13 protein-coding genes are annotated in these 14,379 nt (G+C 67.6%); 4 read left to right on the top strand and 9 right to left on the bottom strand.

Going from position 1 to position 14,379, the window contains the following annotated elements:
• Positions 1–14 precede the first annotated feature (14 nt).
• Positions 15–2,117 (bottom strand): YadA family autotransporter adhesin, encoded by a 2,103-nt coding sequence (locus D3H34_RS26280; RefSeq protein ID WP_167481280.1) that lies wholly within the window; start codon positions 2,115–2,117, stop codon positions 15–17.
• A 201-nt stretch (positions 2,118–2,318) separates the two neighbouring features.
• Here D3H34_RS26280 and D3H34_RS26275 point away from each other — a divergent pair, with 201 nt between their 5' ends.
• Together D3H34_RS26275 and D3H34_RS26270 are read left to right on the top strand one after the other, a co-directional pair.
• Positions 2,319–3,479: an ABC transporter substrate-binding protein gene (locus D3H34_RS26275; protein ID WP_147400487.1), complete on the top strand. Its 1,161-nt coding sequence runs from the start codon at positions 2,319–2,321 to the stop codon at positions 3,477–3,479.
• 108 nt (positions 3,480–3,587) lie between these two features.
• Positions 3,588–4,481 (top strand): DMT family transporter, encoded by an 894-nt coding sequence (locus D3H34_RS26270; RefSeq protein ID WP_119557321.1) that lies wholly within the window; start codon positions 3,588–3,590, stop codon positions 4,479–4,481.
• A 24-nt stretch (positions 4,482–4,505) separates the two neighbouring features.
• On the opposite strand, the gene D3H34_RS26265 is transcribed toward D3H34_RS26270, so the two are convergent.
• The 3 genes from D3H34_RS26265 to hglS form a co-directional block, all read right to left on the bottom strand.
• Positions 4,506–5,783 (bottom strand): aminotransferase-like domain-containing protein, encoded by a 1,278-nt coding sequence (locus D3H34_RS26265; protein WP_119557246.1) that lies wholly within the window; start codon positions 5,781–5,783, stop codon positions 4,506–4,508.
• A 61-nt stretch (positions 5,784–5,844) separates the two neighbouring features.
• A complete protein-coding gene (locus D3H34_RS26260; RefSeq protein ID WP_119557244.1) occupies positions 5,845–7,266 on the bottom strand; it encodes an FAD-binding oxidoreductase in 1,422 nt (473 codons plus the stop codon).
• Positions 7,263–8,666, bottom strand: a complete 1,404-nt coding sequence (hglS, locus tag D3H34_RS26255) for a 2-oxoadipate dioxygenase/decarboxylase HglS (RefSeq protein WP_119557242.1) — start codon at positions 8,664–8,666, stop codon at positions 7,263–7,265. The genes D3H34_RS26260 and hglS overlap by 4 nt, the downstream gene beginning before the upstream one ends.
• Before the next feature lie 166 nt (positions 8,667–8,832).
• On the opposite strand from hglS, the gene D3H34_RS26250 reads away from it, so the two are divergent.
• Positions 8,833–9,753 carry a LysR family transcriptional regulator gene (locus tag D3H34_RS26250; RefSeq protein WP_119557241.1) on the top strand — a complete coding sequence of 307 codons (921 nt, stop codon included), beginning with the start codon at positions 8,833–8,835 and terminating at the stop codon, positions 9,751–9,753.
• Positions 9,754–9,761: 8 nt separating this feature from the next.
• Here the strand turns inward: D3H34_RS26250 and D3H34_RS26245 are convergent, their stop codons facing one another.
• Positions 9,762–10,658: a transporter substrate-binding domain-containing protein gene (locus D3H34_RS26245; RefSeq protein ID WP_119557239.1), complete on the bottom strand. Its 897-nt coding sequence runs from the start codon at positions 10,656–10,658 to the stop codon at positions 9,762–9,764.
• 295 nt (positions 10,659–10,953) lie between these two features.
• Between D3H34_RS26245 and D3H34_RS26240 the strand changes: the two genes are divergently transcribed.
• Positions 10,954–11,901: a hypothetical protein gene (locus tag D3H34_RS26240; protein WP_147400486.1), complete on the top strand. Its 948-nt coding sequence runs from the start codon at positions 10,954–10,956 to the stop codon at positions 11,899–11,901.
• A 129-nt stretch (positions 11,902–12,030) separates the two neighbouring features.
• Here D3H34_RS26240 and D3H34_RS26235 read toward each other — a convergent pair whose 3' ends face one another.
• The 4 genes from D3H34_RS26235 to D3H34_RS26220 form a co-directional block, all read right to left on the bottom strand.
• Complete coding sequence (locus tag D3H34_RS26235; RefSeq protein WP_119557235.1) at positions 12,031–12,459, bottom strand: ExbD/TolR family protein; 429 nt, start codon at positions 12,457–12,459, stop codon at positions 12,031–12,033.
• 9 nt (positions 12,460–12,468) lie between these two features.
• Entirely contained in the window at positions 12,469–12,906 is a 438-nt protein-coding gene (locus D3H34_RS26230) for an ExbD/TolR family protein (protein ID WP_119557233.1), read from the bottom strand.
• 88 nt (positions 12,907–12,994) lie between these two features.
• Positions 12,995–13,822 carry a MotA/TolQ/ExbB proton channel family protein gene (locus D3H34_RS26225; protein WP_119557231.1) on the bottom strand — a complete coding sequence of 276 codons (828 nt, stop codon included), beginning with the start codon at positions 13,820–13,822 and terminating at the stop codon, positions 12,995–12,997.
• Between the two features lie 71 nt (positions 13,823–13,893).
• Positions 13,894–14,379, bottom strand: a 486-nt coding sequence (locus D3H34_RS26220) for an energy transducer TonB (RefSeq protein ID WP_147400485.1), incomplete at its 5' end; no start/stop codon positions are given.

Below are 14,379 nucleotides of genomic sequence, written 5' to 3'. Positions count from 1 at the left end.
TTCCCGTTCGCGTTTCACCACGCGTACCCCGCCTGCACCCTCGCCGCAACCCTGTTTCCGCTCCCGCTGCTCGTCGCCGTCGAAACGCCCACCCCCAGGTTCAGGCTGTCGTTGACCTGATACCCGAACGCAAAGCCGACGGCGGATGCCCCTGCGTAGCTGCCCACGGCCGCGCCCATCCATTTCTTTCCTGCCGCCAGCGTTGGCATCGACGGCATCGCCATGGCTGCGGCAACGCCTTGCGCGGCAAATGCGTTGGCCTGGCTGGTCGCGTTGCTCACCGCCTGCTGCAGCTGGTTGACGTTGACGGCATCCGTGCCCAGCACACCGGGCGCGACGTTCGTGATGGCGCGCAGCTGCTGGGTGGCCGCGTTGCCGACCGACACGGTGTTGTCGCGGTCGGCCACCGAGCCCTGGCCCAGTGCCACGGCGTTGTTGCCGCTGGCCAGCGTATTGGCGCCCAGCGCGACGGCGTTGTTGCCGGTGGCGACTGCGTTGTTGCCGACGGCGGTGGTCGGGTCGGCCAGGGCCTTCGCGCCCGCACCGATGGCGACCGAGCCTGCGTGGTGGGCCTGTGCTCCGTTGCCGACGGCCACGGTGTTCTCTCCGTTGGCCTGCGCGTTGGTGCCCATCGAGGTGCTGCCCGCGCCGCTGGCGCCGGCGCCCGGGCCGCAGGCCACGGAACCGCCCGCGCCGACCGCGCAGACGCCGCTGGACAGCGCCTGATTCATCAGCGACTGCAGCGCCGTGACCTGTTGCACGGTGAAGTTGTTCGCCGTGGTGATGGCCGTCTGCTGGGCCTGCTGCACCTGGCCGACGTTGGCCGCGTCGGTGCTCGCCTGGCCCGCGCTCACGTTGCCGATGACGGTGCCCGCGCCGCCGTTGGCGTTGAGCTGCAACGTGGTGCCGCCCGCGCCGTACTGCGCCGAGTTCTGCGCGAGGCCGAGCGCCGTGTCGGAAGTCTGCTTCACGGTGTGGAGCTGGCTGCCGTTGACGGCATCGGTGCTGGTGGCGCTCACCACGCCCGCGCTCACGTTGCGGATGGCGGTGCCCGCGCCGCCATTGGCGTTGAGCTGCAGCGTGGTGCCGCCTGCGCCGTACTGCGCCGAGTTCTGCGCGAGACCCAGGGCCGTGTCGGAGGTTTGCTTCACGGTGTAGAGCTGGCTGCCGTTGACGGCATCGGTGCTGCTGGCGGTCACCGCACCCGCGCTCACGTTGCGGATGGCGGTGCCCGCGCCGCCGTTGGCGTTGAGTTGCAGCGTGGTGCCGCCTGCGCCGTACTGCGCTGAGTTCTGCGCGAGGCCGAGGGCTGTGTCGGAGGTCTGCTTCACGGTGTAGAGCTGGCTGCCGTTGACGGCATCGGTGCTGGTGGCACTTACCGCGCCCGCGCTCACGTTGACGAGGGTGCGTGTCTGGCCCACCGAGCCGAAGGACACGGTGTTCGCCGCGGTGGCGACCGAGTTCGCACCGATGGCCACGCTGTTGGTCGCGCCACTCGCGACCTGGCTGCCCGTACCGACGGCCACACTGCCCGTGGCCAGTGCCGATGCGCCGGAAGACCCGTTGTAGGCGCCGCCGATCGCCGTGCTGCCGTTGCCCGACGCCACCGCGCCCTGGCTGGCACCGGACGCACTGCCGATGGCGACCGCCGAGATGCCCGATGCCTGCGCGCCGCTGCCGCCCGCCTGGCCAGTGAAACCGCAGCAACCCTCGGTGCCCTGGCCGCCCGCCCCGACGGCGATTGCGCCGCTGGCCGAAGCCTGCGCACCGCGGCCGCCGCTGCCGCCCGTGCCGCCCGCGGAGCCCTGTCCGGCAGTGCCGCCACCGCCGATGGCCGTCGCGCCGTTCGCGCTTGCGCTGGCGCCCGCACCACCGGTGCCACCCGTTCCCCCGGCGGTTCCGTTGCTGCCGTTGCCGCCCGCGCCGATCGAGGTGGCACCATCTCCCGAAACCGTGGCTGCGCTGCCGCCGCCGCTGCTCGTCCAGCCCGGCTGGCTGGGGCCGGGGTTGCCGGCGTCGCCGGCCACGTAGCCTGCTGCGTGAGCGCTGCCCACGGCAAGCAATGCAACCGCCTGCAGGTATCTGAGTGCGGGGTGCAGTCGGGTGATGGTGGCCATGGTTCCTCCTTCGCGAAAACAGCGGACAAGACAGACAAAACAAAACGCGGGCAAGTGTGTCTTTTTGTTTTCTGCAGGGCCATACCCGAGAACTGGTAGACGCGGCCGTGGCGGGAGGCAGGCCGCCATGTCTGGCATCCTCTTCATGCACGAAAGGTCACCGAGCCGCGAAGCATCGCGAGCGACATCACAAGGAACACATTGATCCACCACATCCGCACGATCCTCATGGCCTGCGCCTTGGGCGCCACGGCGCTGGCCGTTTCTGCTCAAGTAAAGATCGGCTTCATCGGCACGCTCTCCGGACCGGCTGCAGCGGTCGGAAAAGAGCAGTACGACGGCTTCATGCTCGCGGTCGAGCAGCGGCAAGGCATGCTCGGCGGCGTCCCTGTGACGGTCATCCAGGAAGACGACCAGCACAACCCCGAGCTCGCAGCGCAGCTGGCGCAGCGCCTGATCGAGAGGGACAAGGTCAGCTTCATCACGGGCGTGACCTTCTCCGACGTGATGATGGCCATCGCCAGGCCGATGGCCAGGGCCGGCATGTTGTTCGTCGGCTCGAACGCCGGCCCCGCGCCGATGGCCGGCAAGCAGTGCAACAACAGGTTCGTCTTCGCCTCGTACCAGGACGAGTACCAGGCCGGCATCGTGGGCCGGTACGCCGTCGACAAGGGGTACTGGAAGACGCTCTTCATTGCGCCCGACAACGCGTCCGGCAAGGACCAGTTGCGGGGCTTCAAGCGCTACTACTCGGGCGAGGTGGTCAGCGAAATCTACGCCCCGCCGCAGCAGACCGACTACGCGGCCGCGCTGGCGCAGATCAGGCGCGTCGCGCCCGATGCGGTGGTCGCCTTCCTGCCGGGCGACATGGGCGTCCACTTCATCCAGCAGATGAACCGCACGGGCCTCTTGAGCAAGGTGCCCTTGCTGACGGTCGGCACGGTCGATGGCACGACGCTGCCGCTGCTTCAGGATGCCGCGCTGAATGTGATCGCAGGCGCGGTCTGGGGGCCTGACCTGCCGAGCCCGACGAGCAAGGCCTTCGTGGCCGCCTTCGAAAGGAAGCATGGACGCATCCCGTCGCAATACGCCGCGCAAGGTTTCGACGCGGCGCTCCTGATCGATAGCGCGCTGAAGGAAACCAAGGGCTCCGTCGCGGATCGGGGTGCCTTGCGCAACGCACTCAACGCGGCCGACTTTGCGTCGGTCCGAAGCGGCTTCAAGTTCCTGCGCAACGGCTTTCCGGTTCAGGACGGACACGTCTTCGTTGTTGCGAAGGATACGCAGGGCCGCGTGTCGCTCCAGCGGATTGCCACGCCGCTGGAGGCGAATCCTGACGGGTACTGGAACGAGTGCCGGTAGGGTGGGGTTCCGGCAGAATCGGACCCAGACCTGACGTTCGCAGCGTCCATGCCAGGCGGTCACGAAGACCCCCATCCCTCCTTGGCACTGCCGAGAGACAACCCGACCATGCACTCGACCGGAACCCTGCGCGGCATCGCCGCGATGCTGTTGGCTTGCGCCTTCTTTGCCTGCATGGACGCGCTGCTCAAGAACCTGGCCGGGCACTACCCGGCGGTGCAGGTGATGGCACTGCGCGGCCTCACGGCGTTGCCTCTGGTGTGCCTGTACATCGGCTGGCGGCGCGAGGCGGCCGGTGTATTCAACCGCCGGCTGCGTTGGCGCCTGCACCTGCTGCGCACCGTGCTGAACATGACGATGCTCGTGCTCTTCGTCCATGGCCTGAAGACCCTGGGCCTGGCCGAGGCCTACACGCTCACCTTCATCGCGCCGCTGCTGATGGTGCTCATCGCCGTGCCGTTGCTGGGCGAGTCGATCCTGCCGCGACACTGGATCGCCATCGGACTGGGCTTCCTCGGCGTCGTGATCGCACTGCGGCCCGAGCAGGGAGCTTTTCTCTCGACGGGCGCGCTGGCGATTCTGGTGGCCGCGGTCTGCTATGCGCTGTCGAACATGCTGGGCCGGCTCATCAGCCGCACCGAGTCGAGCGCCGCGCTGGTCTTCTGGACCACCGCCGGCATGGCCGTTGGCGGCAGCCTGTTGTCGGCACCGCAATGGGTGCCCATCCAGGCCGAGCATGCGTGGTTGCTTGCCGGTCTGGCCCTCAGCGGTTTCCTGGGCCAATTGGCGATCGCCGAGGCCTTCCGCCACGGCCAGGCTGCAGCCATCGCTCCCTTCGAATACAGCGCGCTCGCCTGGGGGCTCGTGCTGGACTGGGTGTTCTGGAAGGCCGCGCCCGATGCGTGGACGCTGGGCGGCGGGGCGTTGATCGTTGCGAGCGGGCTGTGGCTGGCGCGCAGCGAGGCGCCGAGGTCCGCAACGAAAAATCGGCAGGCAGCCTGAGGCGCGGCGGAGCGAAGCTGCTTTTCAGGCGATGGGGCTGAGCACGGCCTGCTGCCAGGCGCGACCCAGCCTTTCCACGGCCTCGTTGATCTGAGGCACCGTCGGCGCGGCGTAAGACAGCCGCATGCACAGGCCGGCTTGTTTTGCGGCGTCGGCCGGGAAGAAGGCCTTGCCCGGCACATAGAGCACACCTTGCGTGACAGCCGCCGCGAACAGCGCGCGGGACAGGGCCTCGTGGTCGCCTTCCTGCGGCTGCAGTTGCGCCCAGATGAACATGCCCCCAGCGGGCCGCACGAAACGGATCTGCTCGCCCAGGGCGGCCTCCAAGCCGGAGCACAGCGCATCCATGCGCGCTGCGTACTCGGCGCAGGACTTCTGCAGTTGGGGCGCGTAGCGACCGGAGCGCAGGTAGTGGGCGGCAATGTTCTGTGCCAGCGGCGAGGTGCACAGATCGGCCGTCTGCTTGGCGATGGCGCAGCGGCGCAGCAGTTGGGCGTCGGCCAGCATCCAGCCGATGCGCAGCGCGGGTGCCACCGTCTTCGACAGGCTGGACAGGTACACCACAGGATTGGCGCTGCCGCATTGCGCAAGCCCTGTCTCGTAGACAGACGGCTCGCACCGGTCGTCGAAGCGCAGCTCGCCATAGGGGTCGTCTTCGACGATGGCGAAACCGTGCTCGCGCGCCAGCGCCACCAGGGCCGCGCGCCGCGACGCAGGCAGCAGCGTGCCGCCCGGGTTGGAAAAATTCGGCACCGTGTAGAGCAGCTTGGGTCGGCGCGCGTGCGGCCATTGCGCCAGCAGTCGGGCCAGGGCCTCGGTGTCCAGGCCGTGCTCGTCCGTGGGCACGGAGACAACCTGGGCCTGGGCCAGCTTCAGTGTCTGGAGCGTGGCCGGATAGGCGGGCACTTCCACCAGCACCGGGTCGCCGGGGGCGACCATCACCTTGACGAGCAGATCGAAGGCCTGCTGCGAGCCGGTGGTCACCAGCAGATCGCCCGGCGTGCAGGTAATGCCCCGGCTGGCGCAGAGCTCGGCCAGCGCCTCGCGCAGTGGCAGTTGGCCTTCGCTGGCGCCGTATTGCAGGCTGGCCGCCGCATCCTGCTGCAGGGCCGTTGTCGCGGCCTGCTGCAGGCCTTCGGCATCGAACAGGCCAGGCGAGGGATAGCCTCCCGCCAGCGACAGCATGCCGGGGCGGCTCAGGTAGGGAAACAGCTCTCGGATCGGTGAGCCTTCGGGCTGGGCGAACAGCGGGTTGAACAGGTGCGAGGTGGGCGAGGGGCTGCCCGTGTTGGCGATGCTCATCTGGAACTCGTGAAAGAAAGCGAGGACGCTGCGCCCTCTGGAATACAGGAAGAAGAGGACATCAGCCGAAGTCGACGCTGCCGCACAGCTGCTTCGGATCGACGAGGTCGCGCAGCCCCCGGGCCAGCCGGCGCGCCGTGGGGCTGGCATAGCGGCGGTAGTAAGTGATGTTGTGAGGTCCCACGCCATGCTCGGCGCTGTAGCTGCCGCCGTAGTCGTCCATCACCATGGCGTAGATGCGGTCGCGAAGCGCCTGCACCGTGGCCGCGTCGTAGGGGCGGCCCGCGTCATGGCGCCAGATGACATTGAAGTGCACGCCACCGTCGGCGATATGGCCGAAGTCCACGACATGGAGGAACGGAAACTCCGCAGCCACCAGCGCGCGCGCTGCGCGGCAGAACGCCATGAGGCGCGAGCGCGGCACCGAGACATCGAAGGCGATCGGTTGGCCCAGTGCCCGCGCGCCTTCGCTGATGCTGTGGCGCAGATGCCAGAGTTCGCGGCCGTTGCCGATCACCGCGTTCTCGATGGTCTGCTCGAACTGATCCTGCAGGAACAGGTTGAGCGCTTCCTGCAGGTCCAGCCCTGTGTAGGTGCGCGTGCCCGAGGCCTCCAGTTCGATGAGGATGGCGAAGTCGGGTGCGGGCTCCGGGGCGAAGGGGTTGCGCAGGTCGGGCACATGGTCGATGGCTGCCTGCATGGCATGGCCGGACAGCCCCTCGAAGGCGCTGAGGAAATCACCCAGCTCGCGCTCCAGCGCCAGCAGCAGTTGCAGCACCGCCGCATCGGAGGTCGGCACCACCAACGCCGTGGCCGATTGGGCGGGGCGCACATGCACCTCCAGCGTGGCCTGCGTGAGGATGGCGCTCGCGCCGGAGCTGCCCACGAACAGGTGCTTGAGATCGGGCCCCGTGTTGTCCTTGCGCAGCGCGCGGCCCATCTCGAGCACTTCGCCGGGCGGCTCCAGCAGCACCGCCTGCAGCGCCAGCAGGTTGTGGCGCACATCGCCGTAGCGGATCAGCCGCGTGCCGCCCGTGTTGGCGGCGATCATGCCGCCGACCGTGGGGTTGGCCCCCAGGTCGATGGGAAACCACAGCCCATGGGGCTCCAGGCGCTCGTTGAGTTCCTGCAGTGTGATGCCGGCATCGACGCGCACGCTCCGGTTCTCCACGTCGATCTCGCACACGCCGCGCAGGCGGCTGGTGGACAGCACGACCTGGTTGCCGCTGGCATCGGGCGTGCTCGCTCCCACGAGGCCGGTGTTGGCGCCCTGCGGCACCAGCTTCACGCCGTGTTCGGCGCACCAGCGTGCCACGGCCTGCACCTGCGTCAGGCTGTCGGGGCGCAGCACGCACAGCGCACGGCCCTGGCCATAGCGCGCGCCTTGTTCGTACGCGGCCATGTCGTCGCCCAGCAGCAGGCCCCGCGGGCCCACGATGTCGCGCAGGCCGGCCACGACCTCGTCGACCGTCAGCTTGCTCATGCGGACACCGGGGTCTGGCCGCGCAGCACGGCGCGCACCTGCGCGATCGAGTGACGTTGGGCGGCCTCGTACAGCGCGATCTCGTCGTGCACGCGCGCGCCCAGGTCGGCCTCGAAGGCTTGCCGGGTCGCATCGGCGGCATGGGCTGCGAACTGCTCCTGCGCTTCGCCGCCGAGATTGGACTGGAAGATGCCGGCCGCGCTCACGGGCAGGAAGTCTTCGTAGATGACGGGTTCGAAGCGCAGCCAGCCACGGTCCAGCAGGGTCTGCAGATCCGCGTCGCCGCCGCTGTCGCCCGCTTGCGCCTGGCCCTCGTCGGTCAGTGCGTAGCGATAGAAGGCCAGATCCTGGCTACGCAGTTGCTCGTGCGTGTCGGGAAAGGCCTTGAAGGCCTGCGCCAGGCGCTGGCCGTAGTCGGATGCGGCACCGCCCGCGTCGCGCACCTGGGCCAGCAGGTGGTCGTACAGCGCGCGGCCCTTGCGCGTGAGCGCCACGCCGCGTTGCTCGATCTCGCCGAAGCGCGCGGTGTGCGAGCCGTCTGGCGATGCATCGCCCGCGAAGCGCACCGTTTCCTCGAGCGCCTTGAAGCTGGTCTGGCGCAGCAGGATGGGGCAGGCACGCTGCGGCGGACCTTCGATGACGTCCTTGGCGCCCATGCCGCGCGCCAGCATGGCGGCCTGGGCGGTGTCGATGTCCAGCGTGCGCGGCGTCAGGTGGTTGATGTGCGGACCCTTGAAGCAGACCACGTCGGCGATCAGCCGGTGCGCCTTGTGCAGCGCGTCGTAGGTCGATGCGTCGACGGTCGATTCGCCATGCCAGCGGAAGGTCTCCAGTGCTTCGCGCACGAATTCATCGGCTTGCGCATCGGTCAGTCCACCCGCGGCCTCGGCCTGGGCGATCAGCGCGAGCGTCCGTTCGGTGAAGATGTGGCGCTGCGCAAGGATGTCCGCGGCCCGCTGGCGCAGCGAGGCGTCGGCGATCAGGTCCAGGCGCAGCAACGAGGTGAAGACGCGGAAGGGGTTGGCCTGCAGCGCGGCATCGGTCACGGGACGAAAGGCGGTGGAATGCACGGGAACGCCCGCCACCGACAGGTCGTAGTAGCCCACGGGCTCCATGCCCATCTGCGCGAACAGGCGGCGCAGCATCGACAGCTCGGCAGCCGTGCCGACGCGAATGGCGCCGTGGCGCTCCGCGCCCAGGCGGGCCAGTTCGCCCGCGCGTTGCATCTGCGCCAGCAGCGCGGGCTGGTCCTGCAGCGTGCGCCCGTTGATCTCGGCCACCAGCTCCATCAGGGTGCCGTACTGCGGCACCTCCTTGCAGTACATCTCGGACATGGCGCGCGAGAAGCGCACACGGATTTCGTCGCAGGACACGAAGGCGGTGGAAGGCGTAGCGGACATGGTGTGGGGTGGGGGTGCAGGTGAAGCCGCACAAGAGAGTGGGGCGGCATGGGTAGTTCCTGGCGTGAATGCTAGGACCGCGCCTCGCACAGGGTCAAACGATAATCCGGCCCACAAGTCATTCCCAAGCGGAATGAAGCCACCGCCCATTCCGAGGCCGACCGCCATGCTCCTGACCCGAAGATTCCTGCCGCCCATGTCCTTGCTCTGCGCCTTCGAGGCGGCGGCCCGGCACCAGAGCTTCACGGCCGCGGCGACCGAGCTGCACCTGACGCAAAGCGCCGTCAGCCGCCAGATCCGCGCGCTGGAAGAGCGGCTGGAGACGGAGCTCTTCGTGCGCGAACGCCAGACCGTGCGCCTGAGCCCGGCGGGGCAGGCCTATGCCCAGGAGATACGCGGCGCGCTGATGCGCATCTCATCGGCCACGCTGGGCTTTCGCGCCAACCCGCGCGGAGGCAGCCTGAACCTGGCCATCCTGCCCACCTTCGGGACGCGCTGGCTGGCGCCGCGACTGCCGCAGTTCTTCGAGGCGCATCCGGGCATCACGATCAACCTGACGACGCGGCTGTCGCAGTTCGACTTCCAGCTCGAAGCCGTGGACGCGGCCATCCATTTCGGCCTGCCGCAATGGCCCGGCGCGGAGCTGGCGTTTCTGATGAGCGAGACGGTGGTGCCGGCCTGCAGCCCTGCGCTGGCTGCCCAGCATGGCTTTGCCCAGCCGGAGGACCTGCTGCGCGCGCCGCTGCTGCACCTGGCCTCGCGACCCGACGCGTGGCAGCGCTGGCTGTCGGTTCACCATGTGCTGCTGCAGGAAAGCCAGGGCATGCTGTTCGATCAGTTCGCGACAGCCGCCCAGGCCGCCATCGTGGGGGTGGGCGTGGCCTTGCTGCCGCGCTTTCTCATCGAGCGAGAACTGGCGCAGGGCGACCTGGTGTGCGCGCTCCCCGAGGTGCCCGAGATGGAGAGCGCCGAGCGCTACTACCTAGCCTGGCCCACCAGCCGTGACAACTACCCGCCGCTGCAGAGCTTCAAGGACTGGCTGCAGCAGGCGGCGCAGGACTTCATGCGCGAGAGCGCAGGGCGCTGAAGCCGGGATCAGCTGCCGTAGGCTTCGAGCGGCTTGTCGTTGGGCTTTTGCAGCAGCTGCTTGAGCGTGTCGCTCATGGGCAGGTTCAGGGCTGCGTTCTTGGGTGGAATCGGCTGCATGAACCACTTGTCATAGAGCTTGGCCACTTCGCCGGACGCCATCATGCGCACCAGCGCATCGTCGACGGCCTTCTTGAAAGCGGGGTCGTCCTTGCGGAACAGGAGGGCGATGGGTTCGGAGCCCAGCACTTCGCCCACGACCTTGTAGCCATCGGGATTCTTCGAGTTGGCGATGACGCCGGCCAGCAGGTTGTCGTCGAGCACGAAGGCATCGGCGCGGCCGGACTCCAGCATCAGGAAGCTCTCGAAGTGGTCCTTGCCCATCGAGGTCGGCACCGTGATGTTCTGGTCGCGCGCGAACTTGCGCAGCAGTTGCAGGGCCGTGGTGCCGGTCGAGGCCACCACGGGCTTGCCGTCGAGCTGCTTGAACGAGGTGATGCCCGAGTCGGCACGCACCGCCATGCGCACCTGGCTCACATAGGTGGTCACCGCGAAAGCCACCTGCCGCTGGCGCGCGAGGTTGTTCGTGGTCGGGCCGCAGCCCATGTCCACCGTGCCGTTCTGCACCAGCGGCAGGGTGTTCTGCGCGGTCAGGATCATGTATTCGATCTTTGCCTTGGGCGCGATCTGGGCCAGCACCTTCTCGCACAGCTCGACGTGGTAGCCGACGAACTTCTGGGCCGCGCCTTGGGCATAGGCCATGGGCGCCGAGCTTTCCCGTACGCCGATCACGACCTTGCCTTCCGCCTGGATCTTGTCCAGCGTGCCAGTTGAACCCTGCGCGTGGGCTGCGGCAGAAACCGCCATCACGCATGCCATTGCCATATGGGCCAGAACGAATCGCATCGATGTCTCCTTGATCTGTCTATGTAGGTTGCAGGGGGCGCCGAGGGCGCGCCCGCGCCAGGCGCTGGCCACCGGCAGCGCCTTGCCCCTGAATGAAAAAAGGCCGCCGTCGAGGCGCCCGAACCGAGTATTTAGCAACATACGTGCGCTGCATAACGATCAAATGGAAGGAGGTCATGCCGGTGGCGCATGACTTTGCAGGGGGTGGGGCGCAGTTGTTCCCCCGGGACCGGCCGGTGGCTCCAGATGCGCGAGACACCTTCTGCGCACCGAAGCGGAGAGCAGAAACTCCCGCATGCACGATGTTGATCAGAATGTGAACTACTGCCAACCCGTGGCGCGTGGCGCTCGTATTCTTGGTGCGGCGGAGGGTGGACCACCGCGTCGGAATCCGTGTGCCATTGAAATGAACTCACAGACTTTCACCCGTTTCCCCGCCGATCTTCTGCATGGCCTGCGTGCCGCAGCCAGGGCTGCGATCCGCGTTGGCGCGGTGGGTGCAGTCATGACGGTCGGGACTGCAACGGCACCGTCGGCCGCCGCGCAAATACTGGAGAGCGCGCCTCAGGTCCATGTCGTCGTGGCGCTGGTGGACAACGCCTCCCAAGGCATCGTCCCCGTGCCCGCCGCCATCGGAAACGGCGACGATGCGGCCAGCAACCTGTATTGGGGTGCCGCTTACGGGCTGAAAACGTTCCTGAGCAAGGCGCCGGGTTGGCGACGCACAGGCTGCCAGAGCGATGTGACGGACAGCATCCTCGAGCGCTGCGAATTCGTATGGGGCAAGGACAAGCTTCGCCTCACGGCGGAGGCCTGGCGCGGCCGGCACATCGATCGGGCCATGCAGGCTTTCATGACTCAGGCGGCCACGCCACCGAAAACGGCCAACCGGCGTGAATTGGTCATGTTCGTGGGGCACGACGGCCTGATGGACGCCGTGCACGCCAATCTGCCGGCCCAATTTCCCCGTGGAACGCCGCACGGAAAGAAGGCGGCGGTGTTGGCATGCCTGAGCGACCGTTTCTTCAGCAAGCACTTGCTGGCAGCCGGCGCCACCCCGGTCGTCACAACCTTCAGCTTGATGGCGCCCGAAGGCTATGTGGTAGAGGCTGTCGCGCGCACCTTTGCCGGGAGTGACTCGCAGGCAGACGAAAAAGCCTTGCGTCGCGCTGCGGGAGATGCCTATGCCAAATATCAGAAGCTGAAGCCTCGCGCTGGCCGACGTGTATTTGGTACCGATTGAGAAATCTCAGACCGAGTTCGCGGGTACTGGCGAAGACGGTGGTGGGCCGTGACAAGGGCGCCTGGCAAGGGATGCTCGCAGCTTCCCGAAGCTCGACCCTCCACCTGCTCCCGCAAACGCAGACAGGCCTCAATTCGTGAACTGCTCGCTTCCGACGATGCCGATCTTCGTCACGCCCAGGCGTTGCGCGCTGGCCATCACGCCTGCGACATGCTTGTATGGCACCAGCTTGCTGGGCCTCAGGTGCACCTCCGGCTGGTCAGGTTGCGCGGCCACTTGCGCGAGCCGTCTTTCCAGATCGGTGCGACTCGGCACGACTTCACCGTTCCATCCGACGGTCCCGTCGGTCTCGACGTCGATGCGAACTTCTTCGGGCGGCTTCGGCGGTGACTGTGCCGTGCTGGGCGCCGGCATGTTCATCTTGACCGCATGGGTCTGGATCGGGATGGTGATGATGAACATGATCAAGAGCACCAGCATCACGTCGATCAGCGGCGTGGTGTTGATGTCGACCATCACGTCGTCGTCGCCACCACCGCTGCCTACATTCATTGCCATGTTTTTCTCCTAGCGACTGGCGACACCGGCCGGCGGCTCGGTGATGAATCCGACCTTCTGGATGCCCGCGCGCCGACAGGCGACGACCACGCGGCCGACGGATTCGTACGGCACCTCGGCATCGCCGCGGATATGCACCTCCGGTTGCGGCTCCTTGACCGCGGAGGTCTTCAAGCGACTCACCAGCGTCTCGATATCGGGCACGCGCTCCACACCCCAGTAGACATCGCCACCACGGCTGACGGCCAGCACGATGTTCTCGGGCTTGGTCTGCGTCGGGACGTTCCGCTCCTTCGGCAAATCGAGCTTGATGGACTGCGTGACCACCGGAATGGTGATCAGGAAGATGATCAGCAACACGAGCATCACATCGACCAAGGGGGTCGTGTTGATGCTGGAGTTCAGGGCCTCCTCATCATCGCCCCCGGCAGAAATGTTCATCGCCATGATGGAGCCCTCATTTCAGGGAAAAGGACCGGCAGGAAAGCGACCCGGCCCTCCTTCGAGAGGCGGCTCGGCCGCCATGCGGATGTGCTCATCGCTTGCCGGCGATCAGGACGTTGTGCAGGTCGCCGCTGAAATTGCGGACCCGTTCCATCGCACTCTTGTTGCGACGGATCAGCCAGTTGTAGCCCATCACCGCAGGCACCGCGACTGCCAGGCCGATGGCCGTCATGATGAGCGCCTCGCCCACGGGGCCTGCCACCTTGTCGATGGATGCCTGGCCGGAGATGCCGATGGCGGTCAGTGCGTGGTAGATGCCCCAGACCGTGCCGAAGAGACCGACGAAGGGTGCGGTCGAGCCGACGGTGGCCAGGAACGCCAGTCCATCCTGCAGGCGACTCTGGACCTTGTCCACGGCGCGCTGGATGCTCATGGTGACCCAGGTATGCAGGTCGATCTGCTCGACCAACGTGCCCTCGTGATGCTCGCTGGCCGTCAGTCCCTGCTCCGCGATGTAGCGGAAGGCACTGCCGCTGTGCAGGGCATCGGTACCGGCGCGCACCGTGCCGGCCTTCCAGAACGACTGGCCAGCCGCATTGGCCGCATTCAGCAGCTTCTGCTGCTCGAACAGCTTGGTGAAGATGATGCACCAGCTGCCGATGCTCATGATCACCATGATGAGCAGTGTGCCCTTGGCCACGAAGTCGCCCTGCGCCCACAGCGCGCCGAGACCGTAAGGGTTCTCGACCGCGTGGGCGGCTGCGGTGGGGCTCTCGGCCGCGGCTGGCGCGGCGGTGACCGGCGCCGATGACACCGCTGGCGCAGGGTCGGCCTGCGCGGAAGCGGCCAGGGGTACCGCCATCGAGACGGTGGCGACGACAGCCAGCACGGCCGCGCGCATGAGTTGGATCAGGGACATGGATTTTTCTCCGTTGGGAACAAGAAGTGGCCGGCACGGCCGGCGCGTGGGGTGAACAGGACTGGGACGGCTTACTCGAGCTTCCACACGTAGTCGACAGTGGTGACGGCGCCGCCGACCGGACGGCCTTCGGCATCGGTCCCCGGCCGGAACGGGCACTTGCTCAGCACTTCGACCGCGGCTGCGTCCATCGTGCGGTGCTCCCGCGTCAGTCCCGAAGGCTTGTCGATCTCGGCTTTCGCGACCCGGCCGGTCGCATCGATCGTGAAGCGGATGCGCGTGGTGCCGGTGGCTTCGGCGCGCAACGCGGCACGCGGATACTCCGGCTTGTCGCAGGACGACACATCGATGCGTGCTGGCGTGCCGGTGGGGCGCGGCACCGCAGGCGCCGGGGGCGCGATGGCCACGGGTGTGGGCGGTGGTGCCGCCGACGTGGTGGTGATCGTGGGTCCCGGATTCGGCAGTGGCGCGACGCTCACCTCCGGTGGCGGCACGTAGCTCGGCGGCGGCGCGGCCTTGCGTACCGGCGGCGGACGCTTGGGAGGCTCCTGCGGAGG

The sequence above is a fragment of the Acidovorax cavernicola genome (assembly GCF_003581445.1).
This window is presented reverse-complemented; position numbering and strand designations above follow the sequence as displayed.